Raw genomic sequence first — 25,369 nt, forward strand, 5'->3', positions numbered from 1 at the left:
GGGGGACACCAGTATGCCACAACTTGAAACGAATAGATTATCATTAAGACCTCTGAATTTGAGCGATGCTGCGAGAATTGAACAATTAGCTGGAGATTATGACGTCGCCAAGACAACATTAAATATTCCGTATCCATATCCGAGCGGAGCGGCCGAGCCATTTATCAACAGCATGCTGGAAGCTGAGGCGAAGGGTAGAGTAGTCATTTTCGCAATCTGCGAGAAATCATCTGAAGACTTAATCGGCATTATGAATATCAGCATCTCAGCAATGCATAACCGAGGAGAATTAGCATACTGGATTGGTAAGCCTTATTGGGGCAAAGGGTATGGCACCGAAGCAGCTCAAGCGCTTCTATCTTATGGATTCGAAGAGTTAGGGCTTCATAAAATTTTCGCTGAAGCATACACCTCTAATCCTGGATCGTGGAGAATCATGGAGAAGATCGGTCTCGCTTATGAGGGAACACTGAAACAACATGTGTATCGATTCGGCCGGCATTACGATCTGGCATTCTATGGCATGTTGAGAGATGAATATAGACAAAGAACGAGCTAATTGGCTCGTTTTTTTGTTGCCAGATTTCACAGTTCTTATAAATAATCATGCCTTCTGTCACAAAAGAGCCGACTGAAATTGTTATATAGAGTAGAACAAGAGAGATTGGAATGGTGAATTCGTATGAATCATGTAGAGAGCAATCCTAATTCGAAAAACAAGTTCAGCTTGATCAAAAAAACCATCATTGTCACTTCCACTGCAGCACTGCTTGGCATTGGAGCATTCAGTTCCAGCATGCCAGCTACAGCAGCACTGAGGATAGATGGCTTCAATGAAAAGACGGCTATCAAGCAGGGGTACCTATACAAGCCTAATTTGAGTGTCAAGCATGATGGAATTACCCTAACTTTGACCGATGTTCGCTACGATGGAACGATATTATCCTTCGCATTGCGTCCGGAAGGAGCGAATCTTGATTTCCCCTTTACCATCAACCCGGAGAAAGAGAAACTCAAAGGTTACATCAAGTCAGAGTGTGAGGTGCTTGCCGATGGCAAACCCATCACCATAAGCAGCTCTGAGACCTTTGGAGCAAATAAGAGCTATCAATACTATGCAAAAGGGGTGAAGCTCCCTGACGAATTCGAGCTCTCGATTAAGGCCGGAGTGACGCATGTGAAGGAAACTTATGATTTCAAAGTGCCGGTGAAGTTGAAAAGCAAACCGCTCGTTGTGAAGCCAGATCGCGCATCCAAAACTTCCGGAAAATTCAGCTATACCGTTAAGCAGATTGTTCTGTCGCCGTTCTCTACACGGCTTATCCTGGACAGCGAAGGTTTGCCCCCTGCTTCAGCTGAGCAATCCGGGAAGTACCATGCAAGTCCAGTTTATTATGAGTTATTCGACAACAACGGCAACGAGATAGGGCCTGAAATGATTGGATTCTTCCATAAAATGCCGGAAACCAAATACCATATTGATAAATTCTACTATCCAACGGACGACAAGGCGACCTCCATCACGATTAAGCCATATACGTATACCATTAATAGCAAAAACTGGGCTATCCTCGAGGAGAAGGGGAGCAACGGGAAAATGACTTATAAGAAAACGTATTTGAAAGACTTGGAGCTTACGATTCCAATCAAGCGATAACACAAAAATGATTTCCAACTAGAAGGGATGATTGATAGAAATGAAGTCAATCAAAAAAACGGCAATCGCCATATCTGTGGCAGCACTGCTTGGGACGGGTGCGCTCGGTGCGAATTTGCCTGCAGCAGCAGCGCTGAAACTAGACGGCATCGATGAAAAGACGGCTATTGAGCAGGGTTACCTGTACAAGCCTAATTTGAGTGTGCAACATGACGGGATTACCTTGAAGCTGGAAGAGGTTAAGTACGACGGTTCTACATTATCCATCTTAATCAAGCGAGAAGGAGCAGATCTGGACGGTGCAATATCCCCATATTTCAGCATGGAGGATCTGAAAAAAAATCCGAACAATGAATTTATCAAAAAAAATGCCATCCCTGAGCAGGATCAGCTAAAGGGTTACATTAAGCTAAGCCCGAAGGTATTAGTTGATGGAAAGCCGATAAAATTGAACAGTGCCAGTTTCTCTGGTCCTAAAAATAATTTTAATTATGTCGCAAAAGGAGTCAAAGCGCCCGAGCAATTCGAGCTTACCATTAAGGCTGAAGTTACAAAAGTTAGTGAACCATTTGAGCTCAAGGTTCCAATCGAGTTGAAAAGCAAACCGCTCGTTATCAAGCCAGAAGCATCCAAAACGTCTGGAAAATTCAGCTATACCGTCAAGCAACTCGAACTGACGCCATTTTCGACCCGACTCATTTTAGACAGTCAAGGACCAGTGCCTGCTTCTGCCGAGCAATCTGGGAAGTATCATGCAAGCAAGGTCTATTATGAGATTGTCGACAACAAAGAGAAGGAAATAAATCAAGAAAGGATTGAGTTCTTTAATAAAAAGCCGGAAACCAAGTACCATGTTGATCAATTCTACTATTCGATTGACGACAAGGTGACATCCATCACGATCAAGCCGTATACATACACGGTAAACAGCAAGGATTGGAGCATCCTCGGAGCAAAAAAGGGCAGTGAAGGAAAGAGAACCTATCTGAAGGATTTGCAAGTCACGATACCGATCAATCGATAATAAATAAAACACAAGGGGGGTTGCTCCAGAACCATGTTAGCATGGCTGGAACTGCCCTTTTTCCATGTGGTAACAAGTCGTCTGAGGCGCTTATTGTGCACATCTACGAATTTGTATCTACTATGTACAGTTATATTATGCTAACATGAAACGGTCGCTTATTTTACAGTGCATAGAATAAAAAATTCATTGAACGTGTCACAAAATAAACGGTTCAGATTGTTATATATAATAAGACAACAAGAAAGGAGTTGAGCACTTGCAATCTACCAGCCCCGGGGAGTCAGTAGTGCAGTCCGTTAATGTTGAAGAAATCGTAACGCGAGTACAAGCTGGTGATAAACAAGCTTACCGAACGATCCTACACAATTTCGAACGCCAAATGTATACATACTGCTACTATATTTTAAAAAATCATGCGGAAACGGAAGATGCTGTTCAAGAAATATTTATCCGTGCCTATGAAAATTTACATCAATATAATAGACAAGTTTCTTTTTCTGCATGGTTATATAAAGTTGCCTATCATCATCTGATTAATTTGAAGAAGAAGAAGAGCCGTTGGCTTAATCTGATTAAGCAGGTGGAGAAGGAGACAGAACAACAAGAGATTGCCTTTTCCCAGCATGAAACGATAGTAAGCGATCTCCTAACCTATCTCACTGCAGAAGAGAGGCATATTTTGCTCTTGAAGGCTGTGGAGCAATATACATTTGAAGAGATTAGTGAAATTATGGGCCTGAAATCAGCAACGCTGCGCAAGAAGTATGAAAGATTACGTGCAAAATTAATGGATCGAATTAGTGAAAAAGGAGAGAAGGCCCATGGGACATATGCAGCGCACGGAATACGCTGAGATGGACGGGATCGAACAAATGATTCGTCAATCCTCACCGCCTCCCATTCGAACCGATAAAATCATGGATCGAATCGAACAAATGGAGTGGACAAGCGCATCTCTATTCAATCGTAAGCCGAGTATACTAAAAAGAACCTTATTCGCTGCTTCTGCCGCAGTCATTCTCGGAGTAGGAATGGTCGGAGTTGGATATGTATCCCCAACGATGGCGGAAGCTTTGAAGAAAGTGCCGGTAATCGGACTGCTATTCTATGAGGCGAGCGAAGACGCGGTTCAGAAGGCGATTGAGCGCGGGATTATATCAACGCCAAACGTTAGCGTTACGCATGATGGAATTACGTTAAAGGTAACTGAAGTATTATTTGACGGGACTCGCTTGTCATTCCGTATCGAACGTGAGGGCAAAGATTTGCCTCAGTATCTGGCTTCTCCATATGTAGAAGGCTTTTCGAATGAGGAAAGAGTTGCGCTCTATAATAAATTCTACGAGACAAACAAAAGTATGGCGGAATCCTTCGGCACTCCTGATGAGAAACAGGAGAGAGGGTATATTCGAAGCCCAGAAGTTCTAATCAACGGTGAGCCTATCAAATCCTCTGGCCAACTCAGCAGCTATATGATGGATGATAAGCCGATGTATATGCTGGAATTTAGACATGTCGCAACCTTACCGGATGAATTTGAACTGACTGTGCGGACAAAAGTGACACAGGTTAAGGAAACGTATGAATTAAAAATTCCTGTGAAGGTTGAGAACAGAGCCATGATTTTGAAACCGAATGCAACCAAGTCCGACGGCAAGTTCTCGTATACCGTTAAGCAGCTTGATATCTCACCTGTATCCACTCGTATCGTACTGGACAGCAAGGGTCCAGTTCCGGCCTCTGCGGAACAAACGGGGGATTATCATGCAAGTAGAATGTACTATGAGATTGTGGATGATCAGGGACGTGTACTAAGACCATCCAAACTTATCTATACACCTGTTCTGCCAACAACCGAGTATCACCTCAACGATTGGTATGCGCCAGCAGGGATGAAATCGAAATCGATCACAATCAAGCCTTACAACTATACAATTAGCAACAAGAACTTTGAAATGAAACGAACCAATAAGAACGATTTTGGAGATCGAACATACTGGAAAAACCTTGAGATGACGATCGAAATTCCGCAATTCAAATAATAAATAGTCAGGGCCGACTCTGCGAACCATGAAATCATGGGGAAGAAGTTGGCCCTGTCTCATTTTTATATAGAGAGGTATTTCTCCCTACTTTATTGCAATTTATCCCTTATGATCCGTCCTTCTTTTCTAGATAATGATGGTGTAAGGCTGAGCCGCATGGAACATCAGTGCAGATGCTCATGGAGGTGTTGTCTCATATGTCTGGTGATGAAATAGGAGGGATAACCAAATCTGTTATCAACATTTTGCAAGCGCTATCATTATGGATTAAAGGAGGATGATTACGTATGTTACGTACAGGGAATACATCCCGCCGCAAATGGATGGTTGTCTTACATGCAGCTCTAGCATTGATGCTCCTGCAAGGTCTGGTACTCTGGGCGCCGCAAGCTCAAGCTGCCGTATCCAGCAAGACGATTGTAGGCTACTGGCACAACTTCGATAATGGTTCCGGGTTCATCAAGCTCCGTGACGTATCTCCTAAGTTCGATGTCATTAACGTCTCCTTCGCAGAGCCAACCTCTGGTGTCACGAATGGTACTATCGGCTTCACGCCTTACAATTATACGGATGCCGACTTCAAGGCTGATGTCGCTTACTTACAGAGCCAAGGCAAGAAAGTCATTATCTCCATCGGGGGCCAGAATGGGCAGGTGCAACTGCCGAACGCCGGAGCCCGGGATAATTTCGTCAATTCAGTCATTGCGATCATTGAGAAATACGGCTTCAACGGACTTGATGTGGACTTCGAAGGACACTCCCTCTATCTGAACGCTGGCGACAGTGACTTCAAAAATCCCACCACTCCAGTTATCGTCAACCTCATTGCTGCACTCCGTACCATTAATAACCACTTTGGAACCGATAACTTCTACCTGACCATGGCTCCTGAAACTTTCTTCGTCCAATTAGGCTATACCTTCTATGGCGGCAGCTGTATTAGCTGCGACAACCGCGCAGGCGCTTATTTGCCCGTCATCCATGCTACACGCGATATTCTGGATTGGCTACAAGTGCAGAACTACAACTCAGGCCCGATTACAGGACTGGATGATCAGTATCACACGATGGGGAATGCTGACTTCCATGTGGCAATGGCCGACATGCTCTTGACCGGATTCCCTGTTGCCAAAAATCCAAACAACTTCTTCCCGGCACTGCGTCAGGATCAAGTTATGCTCGGATTGCCTGCAAATACGAATGCGGGGGGCGGGTTCACTACGGTTGCAGAAGTGCATAAAGCACTTGATGCGCTCATGAAAGGCGTACAGTTGTCCAGCTACAAGACACGAGGCAGTTCGACTGGATATCCGAACTTCCGTGGGTTGATGACATGGTCAGTGAACTGGGATAAGTTCAATAACTTTGAATTCTCAAACAGTCATCGTGCTTATCTGGATGCATTAACTCCGCCTATTCCCGATACGGAACCTCCTTCCGTACCAACAAACGTAATCGTTACAGCTAAGACATCCACCAGTGTCAGTCTCAGCTGGACGGCCTCCACAGATAATGTTGGGGTGACCGGATATACCGTCTCCTATGGGACTCAATCTGTGAGCGTTTCGAATCCGAATGCTGTCATCTCGGGATTGACGCCAGATACGAATTATACCTTCACGATTTCTGCGAAGGATGCGAAGGGGAATCAATCCGCTGCAAGCGCACCGCTAACGGTGAAGACAGCTCCAGCGGGATCAGGTGGAGATACAACACCCCCAACCGCCCCAAGTAATTTACAGGTAACTGGAAACTCCGCAACTTCAGTAATACTCAGCTGGTCGGCCTCGACGGACAATGTCGGCGTGTCTGGCTATACCGTGTCTTATGGAACGAATGCTGTCAATGTGACGGACACAACCGTAACCATTACGGGATTAACGCCCAATACAAACTACGCATTTACCGTAATTGCTAAGGATGCAGCCGGGAATGTTTCCACTGGAACTAGTGTTCAAGTAACGACAGATTTACAAGGCGGAGCTCAGCCATGGGCTCCAAATGTCAGCTATAAGGCAAACGACGAAGTCACTTATGGCGGAAAGACTTATGTATGTCGGCAAGCTCATACTTCATTGCTAGGTTGGGAACCGTCTAACGTTCCAGCTCTGTGGCAGCTCAAATCCTAATAGAAGGGAAGTAGGGGAGTTCTGAATCGATCAGAACTCCTTTTTTCATGTAGGTAAACTGTGTCGCTTCTCCTATTGACACTTCCCATTTATGGCTTATAATCATGATTAATACTTAGATTTACTTAATAACACTTAACTTTACTTAACAGAACAGGGGAGAATCCATGTTTCAAGAGGAACGCTTGGCAGCTATATTAGAGCACCTGAAGAGAAACAAGCGCATTGAAGTGGAAGAAGTATGCGACCTGCTGTCTATATCACGAGATACGGCACGCAGGGACATTATCAAGCTTGAGGAACAAGGATGTATCGTTCGCACACGAGGTGGAGCCGTCCTGCCTACCATATCGAAGGAAATGCCCAATTACGGCCAACGGTTACAGAAGGAGACGACGTCCAAGCAGATGATCGGTCAGGTTGCCGCTGCTCTCCTTCACGACGAAGATTACTTATACATGGACTCATCCACGACGGTACGGTGTGTGGGAGAACATATGAAGACCAAGGGGAATGTCATCGTTACGAATTCCATCGACATGGCTGGTATGATGGCGGCAAGGAATCAAGCTCGCATTCAGCTGCTTGGCGGCCTATTAAACAATGATCAACGCATGATTTATGGATCGCGGGCGATTGAGATGCTAAGCGACTATCACTTCGACAAGGCCTTCCTCGGCACTTGTGGATTATCCATGAATGGACTGACGACCGACTTTGAAGAAGAGACATATCTCATCCGTCAGGTGATTCGCAGCGCAGACCAAGTCATTGTCCTTGCTGACCACTCCAAGTTCGGCAAGACGATGTTCCATCGTGTTGCAGGCTTAGAAGATATAGACTTTATCGTCACAGATCGTGAGCCAGATGCGGAGTGGCAGCGTTATGTAAATGAAATAGGCGTTGAGATCATCATTGCTGACAGAGAGGTGCACCATGATTAACAGACTAATTTGGATGGGTTGTCTATCATACATTGTAACTGGGGTAACACTTGTCATTATGGGTGCAGTGCTCCCTGAACTGCTTCTGAACTATGACTTGAATTATACGGACGGCGGAATACTTGTCTTCGTTCAATTCGTCGGTATGCTGCTCGGCGTTCTCAGTATGCCTGCTATTTCTCGAAGGTTCAGTCGGAAACGAGGAGTTATGATCGGATTGCTGATGATTAGCGCCGAGCTGCTGCTGTTTTTCCTCCCGCCATGGCCAGTCGTTATTTTGATAGCCGGATTTGCGGGGGCAGGAGCGGGGCTTGTGGAGTCAGGGATCGGTACCATTATTCTTGTCGCAGTCAAAGAGAAGCAAGCCATCGCGATGAGCAAGCTGGAGGTTACTTTTGGCCTCGGCGCCTTGATGATACCATTCGTGGCAAGCTTCTTAATCGCACGTGGGATATGGACATACTCTTTCCTGCTGCTCGGCATAAGCGCACTTCTCACGGCAATCGCCTGGCAGCGGATGTCATTCGGTCATGTCGATGCCATGTTGACGCGCACAGTAGGTAAGGGCTCCGAAGCCAAGCGTGAATCTTACTCAGCGAAGTCCATTCCTTTCCTTGTCCTATGCGCCTTCTTCTTCATGCTCTATGGAGGAAGCGAAGTGTCTGTTGTGCACTTCTTCCCATCCCTGTTTATCGAGAGATGGGGCGTCGCAACCTCTGATGCAACATTGACGGTTACGGTATATTGGACGGCGATGGTTATCGGCCGCGCGCTATGCGGTGTACTTGCAGAGAAGATAACGTACTATCGATTTTTATGGATCACGACAGTGCTCAGTGTCCTTGTATTGCTCATTCTGCCTTTCATCTCACAGGCATGGGGAGGGTACGTCATTAGTTTTCTCCTCGGGCTTGGAATGGCAGGCATGTTCGCGATCATGCTGATTTATGCGAATAGTGCCCTTCCCGGCATGACTGAGCGGACAACGAGTATTTTGCTGGCGGCAAATGGACTAGGTGGTTCGCTTCTGCCGATTGCAGTCGGTAGAATGATGGACATATGGCCGGTTCAAGCCGTCATGTGGCTTTTCTTCGGGGTGATGGTAACGATGCTGCTGCTCGTATTCGGATCAAAGCGCCTGAATTTGTTCTTGTCGACGAGCAAACAGACGAGCCAAATCCATACTTCAGAAGCGATCACCAATAACCATTCCTAGCGTTATTACTAGAGTACATGCAAAGCTAAGATAATAAAATTAATCGAATGAAAAGCAATTCCTTCCTCGCAACATGGAAGCGGAATTGCTTTTTTGTTATGCAATCATAGAATGAGGATTCTAGCCATATATTTTGACCATCGGTACATTAAGTGGATTCACTATCCCACAATAACTCCTTTGGAAATGAGGGCAAGCAAGAATGCGCGAAAATACCCATGTGCACCAGCTAGCAGCACTTGTAAGCAGGGGAGGACATTGAATGCCAAAAAAGCTTCACTATACCATTGCCATTGTCGGGGCAGGCAGCGCCGGATTGTCGGTCGCGGCCCGCTTGCTGCGCGAATCGAAAGCGCTTCACGGCTCAGTCGTGCTACTTGATCCGCAAACCAAACATTATTATCAGCCCTTGTGGACGCTTGTCGGCGGAGGCGTCGTCAGCAAGGAGACGACCGAACGTAGCCAGCAATCACTGATCCCGAAGGGAGCCGACTGGATTCAGGAGGCGGTCGAGGAATTCAATCCGGAGGTCAACCGATTCGTTACCAAGGCGGGCACCGTCATCCAGTACGAGATCCTCGTCGTAGCGGCGGGAATTCAGGTGGACTGGGAGCGGATCAAGGGACTGAAGGAGTGCATCGGACGGGATGGGGTGTGCAGCAACTATGATTATCGATACGTCGATAGCACGTGGAAGTCCATTCGCCAGTTCCGTGGCGGGAATGCAATCTTCACGCAGCCGAACACGCCAATCAAATGCGGGGGAGCGCCTCAGAAAATTATGTATTTAGCCGACGATGCATTCCGGCAAGCTGGGGTTAGAAGTAAGTCGAACATCATCTTCGCTTCGGGCAATGCGTCTATCTTTGCCGTCCCGAAATATGCTGCGGCACTTAATCGGGTGATCGAACGAAAAGATATTGTGACCAAATACCAGCTTGATCTGATCTCGATTGATTCGGTGAGGAAGGAAGCCGTGTTCGAGCACGTGGTTACGAAGGATCGGGAGACGCTTCGATACGACATGATTCATGTCGTGCCGCCCATGTCGTCTCCCGACTTCATTCGAAATAGCCCGCTTGCAGGAGCCGCAGGATGGACCGAAGTCGACAAACATACGCTGCAGCATCTCCGGTTCAAGAACGTGTTCGCACTCGGAGATTGCAGCAACCTCCCGACTTCCAAGACGGGAGCAGCCATCCGCAAGCAGGCTCCTGTCGCAGTTCAAAATATCATCAGCTTGCTAGCTGGACAACCGCTTGCCGCACGTTATGACGGCTATACATCATGTCCGCTCGTTACCGGCTATAATCGGCTTATTCTGGCGGAGTTCGATTATGATCTGACCCCGCAGGAAACATTCCCGTTTGATCAGTCGAAGGAACGGTACAGCATGTATATGCTGAAAAAAAATCTGCTGCCTAAAATGTACTGGCACGGGATGCTGAAGGGCCGAATGTAAGAGAAGTCTACGAAAAATTCATAATGTTAAGTTAATCAAGTACCCGTGGTTGTTTTATTTAGAAAGGGGAGAGTATTGCCTAATGCTGCTGCGTTATTTTTATGATGACAAGTTAGCTCACGCTTCCTACCTGGTCGGCTGCCAAGCTACGGGGGAATCGATCGTGATCGATCCGGCTCGCGATGTAATGCCATATATCACAACAGCTAAATCCGAAGGCTTGAATATCATCGCTGCTGCCGAAACCCATATACACGCTGATTTCGTGTCTGGAATGCGCGAATTCGGAGTGGAGCACGAAGCAACGCTTTACTTATCGGGCGAAGGCGGGCCGGACTGGATGTATTCGTATGTGAACGATGAGAGCGGGAACGAGGTCAATCATCGCCTTGTGCAGGATGGAGACCGATTCCACATCGGCAATCTCGAATTCGAAGTGCTTCATACCCCTGGCCATACGCCTGAGAGTATTTCGTTCCTGCTAACGGATCGGGGCGGAGGGGCCGATTCTCCGATCGGCATTTTTACGGGCGACTTCGTGTTCGTCGGTGATGTGGGACGCCCTGATCTGCTGGAGAAGGCAGTAGGGCTGGCAGGCACGGCAGAGGAGGGAGCAAGGCAAATGTTCCGCTCCTTACAGCGCTTCAAGGAGCTTCCCGAATACGTGCAGGTGTGGCCTGCCCATGGTGCGGGAAGCGCATGCGGCAAGGCGCTGGGCGCAGTTCCTTCATCGACGGTAGGCTATGAGAAGCGCTTCAATTGGGCCCTGTCCTTCACGAACGAAAATGAGTTCGTTAACTCATTACTGGCGGGGCAACCCGAACCGCCAACTTATTTTCCGAGAATGAAGCACGTGAATCGGGTAGGGCCTACATTACTTGGCCAGCTTTTTGTTCCAGAGCAAATCGAAGGGAGTGTGGAAGAAGTCGCGAGTTTCGTGCAAGCAGGAGCAATCGTCGTGGATACTCGCCCATGTGCTGCATTTGGTGCCGCGCATGTAAAGGGAACGATTAATGTGCCATACAATCGTTCCTTTACTTCATGGGCCGGATGGCTCCTGAATGACGAGCATCCGCTGTATGTGATGGGGGAAGAGGAACAATTGCCTCACATTGCCCGAGATTTGCGATCCATTGGCATCGATCGAATTGAAGGTCTGATCGAAGCGACGAAGATGTGGGTGGATAGCGCCCTCCGTTCATCTTCCAAAGAATTGGTGGAATCTTATCCTGACGTTACTCCTGCGAGCATCGCAGACCAGGTAGTTGGCGGCGAGGTCGTAGTTGTGGATGTGCGCTCAAGTGCAGAATGGGAGGAAGGCCACATTCAACATGCCAAACATATACTGCTTGGCAAGCTGCCGGAACGTGTTCGTGAGGTGCCGACTGAAATGCCCGTGCTCGTCCAATGCCGAACCGGAATGCGTTCCGCCATTGCGGTCAGCATTCTTCAGGCACATGGCGTTACGAATGTCTTCAACCTGCAGGGCGGCATTGTCAGGTGGCAAGAAGAGGGATTGCCTATTGTAACGCGATAGATGGCAAGATCTTGGCCCATACATTTCAAGGAATACCATAAAATAATGAGTAAAAAGCGGGCAAAGCATGCTCGCTTTTTTTATTGGCTGTACAGGGAGTAATCCATTGACTATATACTATAGGGGGGTATACTATAAAAGTAACAAAACACGAACATACGCCCTAAGTATATAGAGGAGGGATCGGATGACGCATCTCGCGAAGTTTGCAGTAACTCCGGGTTTTGAAGAAGGAGGAAGTCTTTTTACGCCTAAACAGTTGTCACTGCTTGGTTCTATCGTAGGCAATCAGGCAAAGATCGAGCTGACTACCTTCAAGCAGCTGTATGTCGAAATGGAAGAAGAACGAATGGGTGAGGTACAGCAGCGGTTGAAGGAAGTAGGGTTAGAGATCAACCCAGCGGGCTTCTACACCAAGAGCTTGATTACATGTAATTTCTGCAGAGGAGCAGAAGACACGAATATGGAGCTTGCTAAGCAACTGAATGAAGCGATAGCCGGAATAGAGGTTCCATATCCGATCAGGATAGGCTACTCTGGATGTGCACTCGGAACAGGAGAACCGTTGCTGAAGGATATCGGAATTGTGAAAATGAAGGATGCATTCGATATATACATTGGCGGAGAACCGAAAACAATCAAGCCAACCCTCGGACAATTGGCGATTTCCGGAGTGACAGCGGAGCAGTTAATCCCTTGTGTCACCCGAATGATCGATTTCTTTCAAGCGAATGGCAAGAAGAAGGAGAAATACGCTAAGTTTATTCAACGCATGTCGTTCGAAAAGATTATCGAAGAAGCTGTGCGTACCGAAAGTAAAACTGAATCAAGTTAACCTTGCACGCTAGGGAAGATCTGCATGTATATGATATCGTTTATCGTTCTGATAACCTCTTATTTATAGTTGAATGATGCTTCATACACTTGTGTATAAAAAAGAGCGGTCGGATCAAGAATCTTCTTGAATCGTACCGCTCTTGTATATGGATTATGAGAATTCGTTCAACGCTTCAGGCGTCCAGTCCGTAACCCCGTTATCCTCTAAAACACCCAAAATAACGTCTGTAATATCTGGATCCGCCATCAGCTTGTCTTGAACGCGGAAAATAATATCGTCAGCGTCGGCTAAGGTTAAGCCCTTGCGCAGTTCGATCATCGCATCGACGTGATAATAGCGCCCTTCCTGCGTAATTCGCAAATCATTAATATCCGTAACGTCTGAGTCAGCAAGAATAAGGAAAGCTACCTTCTCCGCAACATCGCGAGGAGCTGCGACCCCGATAAGTCCAACCATATTGTCATACCCGACTCGAAAAGCAACGCCAATCATTAATATCCCGATTAGAAGCGTCGCAATTCCATCCAAAGCCTTAAATGCTGTCAAGGAAGTGACGACAACTGCGCTCATGGCCAATAAGGCACCCGTAACAGCAACAAGGTCTTCATAGAATACTAAGCGAGTGGGCGGTGCAGAACGACTAACATGCTTAAATGAAGCAGGGATAAATGCAATACCTTTTGTTTCAACTCTTGCTTCCTTCGTAATTTCCTTCATCGCTTTGAGCAAAATAGCTCCATCAACAACTAAATTGAATACTAATGCCGCGATATTTATCCAGAACGCCCCACTGCTCGCTTGTACGGGGTGCTGAAGTAAATGCAGGCCCTCACGTATCGTCTCGTAGGCCATAATCGTTACAACAATAACAGCCACCATACAAAAGAGGTTGATGACTCGACCGAATCCAGTAGGGAATTGGCGAGTGGGCTTCTTCTCCGCAAGGATACTGCCGACGAATACAAAGCCTTGATTCACGCTGTCCGCCAGAGAATGCATGGAAGATGCGAACATCGCCCCACTGCCGCTCATTGCAGCACCTGCGCCTTTTGCAGCTGCAATAATGGCATTTCCTATCATTGCAATTGCAGAGGACTTGTTTCCTTTCTTAATAAGCTGTAATACCGTTTCTCGTTCCGATTCGGGATCCATTGCTTCCTCCTAAATGATGAATAAGATAAATGAAATTGTTGCCTAAGCTTACTAATTTTATTACAAGAAGCTTAATGCAATCAATTATTAATACGTTTAAATCAAAAATAGTTTCGAGATTTCATTTTTGCTTCTATCATTGATATAATTACCAGGATAGGAGATTGATAGAATTACGCGACAGAGCGTGGCAGTTATGAACTGCTTATTCGTAATTACTAACTTACATTGATTGAGCCTTAGGGGAGGAAACGATACATGGATCAAGAAGCAAGCACCGCCGGATGGGATGCGATTGATCAAGCAGTCACAGCAATTTATGGCGAGCAGGAGCCTAAGCATTACGGCACGATCATTTCATATGCATTGGGTGGACATGATCCCTTGGATGGAATCAGTGCATACAAGGCGGATTTTCCATACCCGCATTGGCATTTTGTCACCTATGGTTTTTCAGAACTTTATGATAAAGAATTAGACGATGAAGAATATAGCGGATACGGGTTCGAACTTACATTCAGACTGGTTAGGCAGCCTGAGGATGAGGAACCTCCCGCATGGGCGCTTAATCTGCTGCAAAACATGGGGAGATACATATTCAACTCCGGCAATGTATTTCGATCGGGAGATTATCTGGATGCGAACGGGCCGATATGCTTAGATGCAGATACCCAATTAACAGCGCTCGCCTTCGCTGAAGATCCCGATTTGCATGCAATCGATACCCCGAATGGCAAGGTAGAGTTCATTCAAATGGTAGGGATTATAAATGATGAGCTTGAAGCGATGCAAACTTGGAATACACTCGGCCTTTTGAATGTATCCCAAACGTACCTGCCTTATTACATTACCGATCTGGAGCGGGAGTCGCTTCTTCGCACGCCAGAAGTGGCCGAAGCTGCTGAGCGAGGAATGCAGAATGATGGTTCAAACACCGGAATCTTATTCGTTCAGCAATTAGGATGGGAATCTGGCAAGAATGGATGGTTAGGCAAGAAGCCGGCTAAACTCCTCATCGGTGCAAAGCAGGCGGACTTAATTGGGAAGCTGCTGCAGGGGCGGATCTTGAAGCGCAAAGAACTTACACTGGTTGGGCCAGAGGTTACAATCGTAATAAAATCGGGCGATCGTACTTCTCACGAAACGACAGAAAATGCGATTCAGTTGTTCGTAGATGATCGTACGGTTGCTGAACTAAGCACGAAGCTGGAGCCGAAGGCGGGCATGATCGAACTTGCGTCTACACAGAGCATCGTCTTTCAGATTGAGATAACAGAAATTAAGGATCAAGAAGGCAACGTCGTCGAGGTTATTGGATAAGGCTGACACGAGAGACATGAATGGGTATGAGGAGGAGTTGTCATGAGCTGGCTAAGAGAAGAAATTGCGTGGCGCACAGAAGGAAAGCGGTATGCCTCGGAAATTAATGAATATGTGCGCGTCGGGATGGAAAGCAACTGGGAACAGGTACAACAAGAGCCAGGGGATGATCAGCGTTCAGACATGGCCACAGACATCGTTGACATGATACGAGCTGCCAATCAAGAAGGTGATAATGAGCGATTGCGGCAGGAAATTCCGCCAGCTTCCTGGCCAATTACACCCAGTTATGAAGAGAAGCAGCAAGCAATCAAACCAATTGTCTGCCTGAACGATGGAACTGTTCTTGTGCGTACTTATGGCGGCGGCATCTATCTCATTCAACAGGATCGAATTACTGAGCTTCCTGACTTCTATCATATTGGATGCTCCTCGGACGGAAACTATTTCGCGCTTAGTAATGAGCAAGGAATACGTATAATACGAGGAATCGTTACAAGCTTGGGGGAGGGCGAAGAGATTGCCGCTTGGTCCTGGCAAGTTATACAGCAACGTATTAAGGCAATCTTGAATGATTGTGAATCACTTGCCGATTCAGAACATCCGGCTAGCCATATTGAGGAGGCTATTCCATTCGACAATGGCTCAAGTCTTCTTCTCGTAACCGATTGCGGCATCTATTTGCTTAACAAAGACCAAGTCGAGCTGCTTCATCCTGAACTGACGGAGATGCAGCAATATGATTACGAGGATACTCACATTGATATGGTGCACGGTGCTGTGTCTCCAGATGGACGCTGGCTTGCGTATGGCAGCCAGTGCAGTGAACATCTATTGCGAGATGCGGCAAGTGGGAAGGTGTATACGTTCGAGCCGCAGTCCAGTTATCCGCATTATTCCCTGTTCGCCAAGGACAGTGGCGAAGTGTGGTATAATGCATGCCATTTCTATAATGGGGCAACGATTCAAATCCCGCTTGCAGACTTGGAGCAGCTTGAAGCTGGGGCAGAACGAAAGTGGCCGCTAATGAATGATGAGATGCGTATATACGCCGCTGCTGCATTGACAGATGGTCATATATTGGGTGATGCCTATGGATATTTGCGCAAAATAGACAATGAAGGTAATGAGATATGGCGATATTTTGTCGGCAGCACCTTATCCGGTATTGTCGCATCACCAGATGAATCACGATTAGCGGTAGGCACATATGGAGGAATGCTGCATCTCATTGATTTACAGAGCGGTGTCAAGAGTGAGTACAGCATTGGTACTGCGAATATCATAGAGATTGACCGCTGGATTCTATGGCGAGATGAAGAGCCACTGCGCTGGTAGTTGAAGTAAGGTAGAAATACGGAAGAAGTATGGCATAAAACGCTCTACTGATCGAACCTGCTAACCAGATAAGAATATAATATTGATGATCTGCGCTGTGTGAGTTTCTGAGTTTGTAAGTTGTCAGCATCACACCATAAAATCATGATGTAAAATCTCTAATTGAAGAAAGATTTATTGAAGAAGGACTGGTATACAACGATGTCTAAACGATGCGCTTGGGTAAAAGAAAATGAGCCTCTATATGTGGACTACCATGACAAAGAGTGGGGCGTTCCCGTATACGACGATCGAAAGTTATTTGAAATGCTGTGCCTGGAAGGTGCGCAGGCGGGGCTCAGTTGGTGGACAATCTTGCAGAAGAGAGAGCATTACCGTGAAGCCTTCGATCAATTCGAGGCAGAAAAAATCGTGCAGTACACGGAAGAGAAACTGGAATCCTTGCTTGATGATGCAGGGATCGTGCGCAACAAATTGAAAATTCACAGTGTCGTTAAAAACGCGCACGCTTTTTTGCGACTCCAGAAAGAGCACGGCTCCTTCTCTACGTACATATGGAGCTTCGTCGATAGCCAACCCATTGTGAACCATTGGGCGACCATCAAGGAGGTTCCCGTTACAACCGATATCAGTGATCGAATGAGCAAACAGCTTAAGAAAGACGGGTTCTCATTCGTAGGCAGCACGATTTGCTATTCCTTCATGCAGGCGGTTGGCATGGTGAATGATCATACGCTGGAATGCATCTGCCATCCGTCACATCAAACGATTCGATCTTAGTTTTTGGATAGATGTCTGTTTGATGTATGAATAGAGGTATCGATTAATAAAAGAGATTTGAAAGGAGGTGAGAAATCGATGAGTTCCATTCACATGCTGGCCGGCATACCGGGTAGCGGGAAGAGCCATTACGCGAAGGAGTTGTGCAAGCAGCATAGGGCTGTTCATGTAGCAACCGACTCCATACGTCAGAAGCTGTTCGGAGATGAGGCGAAGCAAAAGAATACGTATGTCGTATTTGATGAAGCTTTCTCTCAGATTGAGCAAGCATTGGCTTCTGGGCGCAATGTAGTATTTGACGCAACCAATGTCAGCCGAGAACGAAGATTGAAGTTCTTGAAGCGGTTCAGGGAGGTCCCGGTGGAATGTCATGTGTGCAGCACGCCCTATGATATCGCCATGCAGCGGGCTCAATCTAGGAAGCGTAGGATTGACGAGACCGTTATGTCCAAGTTTGCTAAGCACTTTGAGTTTCCGGTACTAGGCGAAGGCTTTCAACAACTTCATATCGTGCATGCTCCAGCTGATGCTATGCTTTCGCGCTCGGAGCTGGAAGAGCTGCTTGCGGATAATCCGGATCACGACGAATTGTTCAACTATTTGTCCCGCTCTCCGCATTTTCAGGTGATGGTAGGATATGATCAACAAAATCCGCATCATTCGAGAACGTTGTCCGAGCATACCTATGCGGTGCTGGAATATGTACGTGCGTTCTACGAAGGAGATAACATGCTGGCAATGCAGTTTGCTGCACTGTTTCATGATGCAGGCAAGCCATTCTGCAAGGTGTGGAAGGAAAGCCGGGGATATTACTCCTATTATGGTCATGAACATGTATCCGCAGCGATCGCCTGCCATGTCCTGAAGCAAATGGGGTACGACGAGGAATTTGTCCTGCAGGTTGTCAATCTAGTCAGCTTCCATATGGAGATCCTGCACGGCGGGGATGCTGGAGCATCTCATATTTATCATTTGTTAGGCGATGAGATGCTGGCTCAATTGTATTTTTTTGCGGAAGCCGACACTTTCGCGAAATAAGGAGGTGAAACGACATGAAAATCAAATATCCGAAAACGATGCACCTTCCCTGGTCCAGAAGCTATACGAATGACGATAAAATCTTGCGGAATACGGATCATTTCATCGGCCGCGAGGTTGTTGTTACAGAAAAAATGGACGGGGAGAATACAACGATGTATAACAATGGCATCCACGCTCGTTCCCTGGACAGCAAGGATCATCCTTCTCGGCACATCGTCAAAATGCAGCATGGCGGCATTCAATACATGATCCCGGAAGGCTATCGATTATGCGGTGAAAATGTATATGCGAAGCATTCGCTATCTTATACGGACTTGCCGAGTTATTTCATGCTGTTCTCGGTATGGAATGGGCAGAACATATGCCTATCTTGGGACGATACCCTCGAATGGGCTGAACAGCTTCAGCTTACTGTTGTTCCGGTGCTGTATCGGGGAATATGGGATGAGGAAGCCGTCAGGAAGTGCTATACGATGCAATCCCGCTGCGGTGGGGAACAGGAGGGCTATGTTGTTCGACTCGCGTCTGCATTTCATTATGATGCATTCAAGGAAAGTGCAGCAAAGTTTGTCCGCCGCAATCATGTACAAACCGATGAACATTGGTTAAGCAAGCCGATCGAACCAAATGGTCTTGTGAGACAATAATCGAATTTTCGCTAATTTACAATACTAGATTATAAGAAAGGAATGGGTATCATGTAATTCATAATAGAAGTACCGATCTATAGAGGATTTATCCTAACAACAAACTAAAAAACCAGCTTCCTCCTTAATCGGCAAGCAAGCTGGTCTGCTATCGAATACCGTATTTATTTTACCCCTGCTTTTTCTTGTTCAGGGCATAGGCCGTGCTTCTTTCTAGAAACTCCAATACCTCATCTGATATCGGAAATAACCCCGTCTCACTGGCAGGACGTTTTCTTACTTCCCAGAACTTCTCGCTTAACTCCTCATCACCCTCAAATGTAATCATCGACAGCTCATGCAGCTCAATTGCAATTTTGCAACCTTCATCCGATTCTGGCGGAATAGACTGTTGAATACACCATTCGATCCGCCGCAGACAGGACACATATTGTTGAGTGATTGGATCGCTATTGCCGAGACTCGGAAGAGTCTGGCGCAATAACTTGCTTTCTTCTTCTCCGAAGTAATCCATCCACTGCTCGGAATTCTCTGGTGCGTTCTGCACAAGACTCGATACCTTCTCCCAAGAGAGATTTCCCTCTATATCAATCATATGTATGAGTGTCGCTGTATTGGAAATGCTCGTCTGCAACGATGTTAACTGCTTCTGAAGATGATTATAATGGGCAGTTAGGATGTGACGGTAAGACAGCTTGTCTATCAATTGCTGAATATCCTCCAGCGGGAGTGACAATGACTTCATGAGCGTGATCTTCTCAAGCGTAAATAAATCTGCTTCCGAATAATAGCGTCGACCGTTGTCTTCCTTATGACTTGGCGTAAGTAGGCCAATCTGATCATAGTACCGCAATGTTCGTACGGATACATTTCTCATCTTCGATACTTGTCCTGTTGTCCAGCGATTCATGTCAGTCCTCCTGAAAAAAGTGCTTGCAGGTTACGTAACGTCACCTAATATAGTTGGATTATAACATAGAGGATTGAGGGATGAAGATTGAAGACAACAGAGATGTGGAAGAAAAATGATCCTTGGACTTGGCGCCAAATGCTGGCCTTGCTGGCACTGGAATTCGTATTTGTGATTTTTGTGATTAAATATCCACTGCAGCAATTGTACGATGATTGGATGCAGAACACACTATATGCAGGCACGATGACGGGACTTACTATAGCCATAACGCTAATGCTGGGCATATATTTCGTTGCTTTACGGCCACAGAAATTGAGCTGGACAGAAGTTGGAGTAAAGTCATTTTCGGCTAAAGATTGGTGGAGAATCATACTCTGGATACTTGCACTTATTATACTCAGCTTGGCAACCGTTTATCTTACCAGCTTTCTAGGGACTACGGTGGAGAATAGTAAAACAGAGAGCCTAAAACAGCATGTTACGTTATTTACTTTGCTGCTTGGTGTCATATCGGCAGGGATCATTTCGCCAGTATATGAAGAAATCTTCTATCGAGGATTCATCTATCGCTGGCTGCGGACACGTGTTGGAATGGTAGGAGCATTTCTTATAAGCGCGTTGATCTTTACTGCAGCGCACTACCCAACGACAAATGCGATGCCCGTTAATTTCGTTGGCGGAGTCATATTCGCATGGGCGTATGAGCGTACGGGTTCCGTATGGCCTGGAATCCTTGTCCATGGCATAACGAATACGATTGGTGTTCTATTAACGGTGGTAGGCTGATGCTGATTTATCCAATCGAATCCGTACAGGTGATTATTCTGACGAACCTCATCCATCTTTGGGCGGGGTTTTTCTATGCTTCCTGATAGTGACTACCGACTCTAAGAAGGGGGGAATGGAGTTAATCGTGCTTTACTTGTAAACAGAATGATTGAGAACATGGGAGGATCTGAATTTGACATCATCTATTTTAGAGGTATATAATTCAGTAATAAAATAATAGGTAACCTAATTATTTGATTATTTAATAGTTAGCTAACCTAATATAGAGATGAAACGTGTTCTAGAATCTATGAGGTGATGCGGAAATGTTCGATCCAGATACAACGGCGTATAAGCTCGTCCAATCGTTCATGCGATTCAATCGGGCCGAGTGGAATCAACGGATGTCAGCAGGCAAGAAGCGCAGTGAGATGATGATGCTGTTCTGCATCAAGCGCCATGCGCAAGAGGGAGAGCCGGCTATGCGGGTATCCGACATCAGCAACCATCTGCGGCTCACTTCTCCGACGGTTACTCAGACCTTGAATGTGTTGGAGAAAAAGGGACTTGTGGAGAGGTTTATGGATAAAGAAGACAGGCGTGCCGTTCGAGTACAACTGACCGAAGAGGGATTTAAGACAACAGAAGAAGGTCAGAAACAATTCGAGGAACAGATTAACGGGCTGATTCAGCATCTAGGTGAGGAGGATAGCCTTCATCTCGCGGATTTGTTAAAGAAAGTTTACGAATACTATGACATCCGCAGCCAACAACGAGAAAAAGAAAAGACACATGATGATGGAGATGGAGTTGAGGAAGCATGATGAAGTTGTTTCGGTATTTGAAACCATACCGAGTGCCGATCGGCATCATATTAGCGCTTGTTTTTGTACAATCGCTGTCGGAGTTGTATTTGCCGACACTCATGTCTGATATTGTAAACTTCGGGATTTCCAAAGGAGATGTCCCTTACATTTGGAAAATTGGCTGTCTCATGCTGGCGGTAGCAATCGGGGGGACAATCTGTGCGATTGTGAGCAGTTATTTGTCAGCCAAGGTTGCAATGGGCTATGGGAAATTAATGCGCGGCAAGGTATTTAATCACGTTCAGCATTTTTCCCTGCAGGAGTTCGATAACATTGGTACTGCTTCGCTTATTACGCGTACGACCAATGACATTACACAAGTACAACAGGTGCTTGTCATGATTCTTCGCATGATGATCAGTGCTCCGATGATGTGTATCGGCGGGATTATTATGGCCGTTAATAAGGATGCCAAGCTAACGTTAGTGCTAGCCGTTGTTATCCCAATCTTGGCACTTGCAATCTTTCTCGTAGCTAGTAAAGGGATTCCCCTGTTCAAGGCACAGCAGAAAAAGCTCGATAAGCTGAATCAAGTCCTTCGTGAAAGCTTAATTGGTATACGGGTAATTCGTTCCTTCAATCGCACCGAGCATGAGAAGAACCGTTTCAACGAAGCCAATACAGACCTAACGCAGACAGCGGTAAAGGTAAACCGCATTATGGCATCGCTAATGCCAGTCATTATGCTTGCCTTTAACTTCTCGACACTTGCGATCATTTGGTTCGGAACGGATCGAATCAATGCCGGCAGCATGCAGGTGGGCGATCTGATGGCATTTATCCAATATGCGGCTCAGATTATGTTCTCTCTTGTTATGGTATCGATCATTTTCGTTATGATACCGCGCGCCTCCGCATCTGCCACACGAATTAACGAGGTGCTTGACATGGAACCAGTCATTCGTGATCAGGATCATGTAAAGAAAGCGGAAGGACTTCGCGGATACATTGAGTTCGATCGCGTGACGTTCAGCTATCCGGGTGCAGAGAATCCAGCATTGTCCAATATCTCATTCAGCGCCCGCCCTGGAGAGACGACTGCCATTATTGGCGGTACAGGTTCCGGTAAATCTACGATGCTGAATCTCATTCCGCGATTCTATGACATTGACAGTGGGCGCATCCTGATTGATGGTGTAGATGCCAGAGAGTTATCTCAGGAGGGCTTGCGGGAGAAGATTGGGTACGTGCCGCAGAAGGCCGTACTATTCTCAGGCACAATTGCAGATAATATTCGCTATGGCAAGCAGGATGCGACAGATGAGGAATTGCAGCATGCAGCAGTAGTTGCGCAAGCTGCTGATTTCATTGCAGCTATGCCGGAAGGATACGATTCAGCTATTTCCCAAGGGGGAACGAACGTATCAGGCGGACAGAAGCAGCGCTTATCCATTGCGCGGGCACTAGTGCGCAAGCCTGAGATTTATCTCTTTGATGACAGCTTCTCCGCTCTAGACTTCAAAACAGATGCCAAGCTGCGGACAGCATTAAGAGGAGAAACAACTAACGCAACTGTAATTATCGTCGCACAACGTGTAAGTACGGTGAAGGACGCTGATCAGATTATTGTGCTGGAGGAAGGACGAATCGCAGATATTGGCACGCATCAAGAACTGCTGAAATCTAGTGAAGTGTATCGTGAGATTGTATCCTCGCAGCTGTCGGAGGAGGAGATCGCATGAGTGAAAAAAATAAAGCAGCGAATTCCGGCCGTAAGCATGGTGGCGGTGGACCGATGGGGCCGGGGATGATGATGCCGGGTGAGAAGGCCAAGGACTTCAAGGGTACCTTACGCAGGCTTCTCGGTTATTTGAAACCGAGCCGAACCAAGCTCTTCATCATCTTTTTGATGGCTATACTCAGTACCATATTTTCAATCGTCAGTCCTAAAATTATGGGTAAAGCAACAACCAAGCTGTTTGAATTTACAATGGCGAAGTTCAACGGACTCCCAGCTGTCATGGACTTTGACTTTATTACTAATATCCTACTGCTGCTTGTTGGCTTGTACCTGTTCAGTGCGTTTTTCAGTTATATCCAACAATACTTGATGGCAGGTGTAGCGCAGAAAATTGTGTATGACATGCGTCAGCAGGTCAATGATAAGCTGAATCGTCTACCGCTCAAGTACTTTGACGGGCGCACGCATGGTGAGATTCTAAGCAGAGTTACGAACGATGTAGATAACATAAGTACAACGCTGCAACAAAGCTTAACGCAGTTAATTACGTCCATCATCACGATCATTGGAGTCATCGTGATGATGTTGACCATCAGCCCGCTATTAACCCTCATCTGTATGCTGACATTGCCGCTCAGTGCGATCGTCATTAAGATGGTGGCTTCTCGGTCGCAGAAACACTTTATGGGACAGCAAAAGTCACTTGGTGAGCTAAACGGGCATGTGGAAGAAATGTATACGGGGCATAATATTGTCAAAGCGTTCGGCCATGAGGAAAAATCACTCGAAGAATTTAATGAGGTTAATGAACGCTTGTATGAATCGGGTTGGAAGGCACAATTTATTTCCGGCATGATTATGCCGCTTATGAACTTCATCGGCAATATTGGATATGTGCTGATTTGTGTTGTTGGCGGATTGCTCGTGACGAAGAAATCGATCGAGATCGGTGATATTCAAGCATTCATTCAATACGCTCGGCAATTCACACAGCCAATTGCTCAAACAGCCAACATTGCAAACGTCATTCAATCGACGATTGCCTCTGCAGAGCGGGTATTCGAAGTACTCGATGAGGTAGAAGAGGTTCCAGAAGCAGCGAAGCCGGTTGAGATCGCACATCCAGTCGGCCAAGTGGACTTCGAGCATGTGCAATTCGGCTATAAGGAAGATGAACTGCTCATTACAGACATGAATATCCATGTAAATCCAGGACAAATGATTGCGATTGTAGGTCCTACTGGAGCAGGGAAGACGACGCTCATTAACCTGCTGATGCGCTTCTATGAAATTAATGGCGGTGCCATTAAAATCGATGGCGTGGATATAACCGACATGGAACGCAGCAGTCTGCGGTCGATGTTCGGTATGGTGCTTCAAGATACATGGCTCTTCAATGGTACCATTCGTGAAAATATCGCGTATGGCCGAGAAGGAGCGTCGGAAGCGGAGATTGTACGCGCAGCGAAGGCTGCGCACGCCGATCATTTTATCCGTACGCTACCGAAGGGATATGATACGGTTCTGAATGAAGAAGCCTCCAACATTTCACAAGGTCAGAAGCAGCTCCTTACGATCGCACGCGCGATTCTTGCGAATCCATCCATTCTTATCTTGGATGAAGCAACGAGCAGTGTCGATACACGCACTGAGGTTCATATCCAGCGCGCAATGAACGAATTAATGAAGGGAAGAACGAGCTTCGTTATCGCTCATCGTTTGTCGACAATACGTAACGCTGACCTGATTCTTGTAATGAACAAAGGTACTGTAATTGAGCAAGGAACCCATGATGAGTTGCTCGAACAAAAAGGCTTCTACGCGGATCTATATAATAGTCAATTCGAAGAATCAACACCAGAAGCAATTTAATTTCTATAGCCTGAGTATGTCAGTCCACGATGGATCAGCATACTCGGGCTTTTTATTTGCAAATGATACCCGAATTTAAGTTTACATAATAAATATTACGTTACTTCATTTGATTACAAGATCTCTATTTTTGAGT

General features: G+C 46.3%; 22 protein-coding genes. 20 read left to right on the top strand and 2 right to left on the bottom strand.

Annotation, left to right across the window (positions count from 1 at the left end; translation table 11 throughout):
* The first annotated feature begins 13 nt into the window (after window positions 1-13).
* From RQP50_RS15410 to RQP50_RS15460, 11 genes are all read left to right on the top strand, one after another.
* Window positions 14-559 (top strand): GNAT family N-acetyltransferase, encoded by a 546-nt coding sequence (locus RQP50_RS15410; RefSeq protein WP_315745934.1) that lies wholly within the window; start codon window positions 14-16, stop codon window positions 557-559.
* A gap of 123 nt (window positions 560-682) precedes the next feature.
* The gene (locus tag RQP50_RS15415; protein ID WP_315745935.1) at window positions 683-1,657 is read left to right on the top strand and encodes a DUF4179 domain-containing protein; all 975 of its coding nucleotides are present in this window, start codon (window positions 683-685) and stop codon (window positions 1,655-1,657) included.
* Between the two features lie 40 nt (window positions 1,658-1,697).
* Window positions 1,698-2,681, top strand: a complete 984-nt coding sequence (locus tag RQP50_RS15420; protein WP_315745936.1) for a DUF4179 domain-containing protein — start codon at window positions 1,698-1,700, stop codon at window positions 2,679-2,681.
* A 259-nt stretch (window positions 2,682-2,940) separates the two neighbouring features.
* Window positions 2,941-3,537 carry an RNA polymerase sigma factor gene (locus tag RQP50_RS15425; RefSeq protein ID WP_072729559.1) on the top strand — a complete coding sequence of 199 codons (597 nt, stop codon included), beginning with the start codon at window positions 2,941-2,943 and terminating at the stop codon, window positions 3,535-3,537.
* The gene (locus tag RQP50_RS15430; protein ID WP_315745937.1) at window positions 3,506-4,726 is read left to right on the top strand and encodes a DUF4179 domain-containing protein; all 1,221 of its coding nucleotides are present in this window, start codon (window positions 3,506-3,508) and stop codon (window positions 4,724-4,726) included. The genes RQP50_RS15425 and RQP50_RS15430 overlap by 32 nt, the downstream gene beginning before the upstream one ends.
* Before the next feature lie 290 nt (window positions 4,727-5,016).
* Entirely contained in the window at window positions 5,017-6,858 is a 1,842-nt protein-coding gene (locus RQP50_RS15435; RefSeq protein WP_315745938.1) for a fibronectin type III domain-containing protein, read from the top strand.
* A gap of 167 nt (window positions 6,859-7,025) precedes the next feature.
* On the top strand, window positions 7,026-7,802 hold the full coding sequence (locus tag RQP50_RS15440; protein ID WP_315745939.1) for a DeoR/GlpR family DNA-binding transcription regulator: 777 nt from the start codon (window positions 7,026-7,028) through the stop codon (window positions 7,800-7,802).
* Window positions 7,795-9,018 carry an MFS transporter gene (locus RQP50_RS15445; protein ID WP_315745940.1) on the top strand — a complete coding sequence of 408 codons (1,224 nt, stop codon included), beginning with the start codon at window positions 7,795-7,797 and terminating at the stop codon, window positions 9,016-9,018. The genes RQP50_RS15440 and RQP50_RS15445 overlap by 8 nt, the downstream gene beginning before the upstream one ends.
* Window positions 9,019-9,280: 262 nt before the next feature.
* Entirely contained in the window at window positions 9,281-10,480 is a 1,200-nt protein-coding gene (locus tag RQP50_RS15450; RefSeq protein WP_315745941.1) for an FAD/NAD(P)-binding oxidoreductase, read from the top strand.
* A gap of 82 nt (window positions 10,481-10,562) precedes the next feature.
* A complete protein-coding gene (locus RQP50_RS15455; protein ID WP_315745942.1) occupies window positions 10,563-12,017 on the top strand; it encodes an MBL fold metallo-hydrolase in 1,455 nt (484 codons plus the stop codon).
* Window positions 12,018-12,204: 187 nt separating this feature from the next.
* A complete protein-coding gene (locus RQP50_RS15460; protein WP_315745943.1) occupies window positions 12,205-12,852 on the top strand; it encodes a nitrite reductase in 648 nt (215 codons plus the stop codon).
* Between the two features lie 153 nt (window positions 12,853-13,005).
* On the opposite strand, the gene RQP50_RS15465 is transcribed toward RQP50_RS15460, so the two are convergent.
* Window positions 13,006-14,007 carry a cation diffusion facilitator family transporter gene (locus RQP50_RS15465; RefSeq protein ID WP_021255980.1) on the bottom strand — a complete coding sequence of 334 codons (1,002 nt, stop codon included), beginning with the start codon at window positions 14,005-14,007 and terminating at the stop codon, window positions 13,006-13,008.
* Between the two features lie 258 nt (window positions 14,008-14,265).
* Here RQP50_RS15465 and RQP50_RS15470 point away from each other — a divergent pair, with 258 nt between their 5' ends.
* From RQP50_RS15470 to RQP50_RS15490, 5 genes are all read left to right on the top strand, one after another.
* Complete coding sequence (locus RQP50_RS15470) at window positions 14,266-15,327, top strand: suppressor of fused domain protein (RefSeq protein WP_315745944.1); 1,062 nt, start codon at window positions 14,266-14,268, stop codon at window positions 15,325-15,327.
* A 42-nt stretch (window positions 15,328-15,369) separates the two neighbouring features.
* Window positions 15,370-16,665: a WD40 repeat domain-containing protein gene (locus RQP50_RS15475; protein ID WP_315745945.1), complete on the top strand. Its 1,296-nt coding sequence runs from the start codon at window positions 15,370-15,372 to the stop codon at window positions 16,663-16,665.
* A 201-nt stretch (window positions 16,666-16,866) separates the two neighbouring features.
* Window positions 16,867-17,445, top strand: coding sequence for a DNA-3-methyladenine glycosylase I (locus tag RQP50_RS15480; protein ID WP_072729638.1), 579 nt, complete (start codon window positions 16,867-16,869; stop codon window positions 17,443-17,445).
* A 78-nt stretch (window positions 17,446-17,523) separates the two neighbouring features.
* Entirely contained in the window at window positions 17,524-18,483 is a 960-nt protein-coding gene (locus RQP50_RS15485) for an AAA family ATPase (RefSeq protein ID WP_315745946.1), read from the top strand.
* Window positions 18,484-18,497: 14 nt separating this feature from the next.
* Entirely contained in the window at window positions 18,498-19,133 is a 636-nt protein-coding gene (locus tag RQP50_RS15490) for an RNA ligase family protein (protein ID WP_072729548.1), read from the top strand.
* A 169-nt stretch (window positions 19,134-19,302) separates the two neighbouring features.
* Here RQP50_RS15490 and RQP50_RS15495 read toward each other — a convergent pair whose 3' ends face one another.
* Window positions 19,303-20,043 carry a MerR family transcriptional regulator gene (locus RQP50_RS15495; protein ID WP_072729547.1) on the bottom strand — a complete coding sequence of 247 codons (741 nt, stop codon included), beginning with the start codon at window positions 20,041-20,043 and terminating at the stop codon, window positions 19,303-19,305.
* A gap of 87 nt (window positions 20,044-20,130) precedes the next feature.
* Between RQP50_RS15495 and RQP50_RS15500 the strand changes: the two genes are divergently transcribed.
* The 4 genes from RQP50_RS15500 (at window position 20,131) to RQP50_RS15515 (ending at window position 25,233) form a co-directional block, all read left to right on the top strand.
* Complete coding sequence (locus tag RQP50_RS15500; RefSeq protein ID WP_315745947.1) at window positions 20,131-20,832, top strand: CPBP family intramembrane glutamic endopeptidase; 702 nt, start codon at window positions 20,131-20,133, stop codon at window positions 20,830-20,832.
* A 308-nt stretch (window positions 20,833-21,140) separates the two neighbouring features.
* Window positions 21,141-21,638, top strand: a complete 498-nt coding sequence (locus RQP50_RS15505; protein WP_315745948.1) for a MarR family winged helix-turn-helix transcriptional regulator — start codon at window positions 21,141-21,143, stop codon at window positions 21,636-21,638.
* Window positions 21,635-23,362, top strand: a complete 1,728-nt coding sequence (locus RQP50_RS15510; RefSeq protein ID WP_315745949.1) for an ABC transporter ATP-binding protein — start codon at window positions 21,635-21,637, stop codon at window positions 23,360-23,362. The genes RQP50_RS15505 and RQP50_RS15510 overlap by 4 nt, the downstream gene beginning before the upstream one ends.
* The gene (locus tag RQP50_RS15515) at window positions 23,359-25,233 is read left to right on the top strand and encodes an ABC transporter ATP-binding protein (RefSeq protein WP_315745950.1); all 1,875 of its coding nucleotides are present in this window, start codon (window positions 23,359-23,361) and stop codon (window positions 25,231-25,233) included. The genes RQP50_RS15510 and RQP50_RS15515 overlap by 4 nt, the downstream gene beginning before the upstream one ends.
* The last annotated feature ends 136 nt before the right edge of the window (window positions 25,234-25,369 follow it).

This window comes from Paenibacillus suaedae (genome assembly GCF_032337355.1).
GTDB lineage: Bacteria > Bacillota > Bacilli > Paenibacillales > Paenibacillaceae > Paenibacillus_B > Paenibacillus_B suaedae.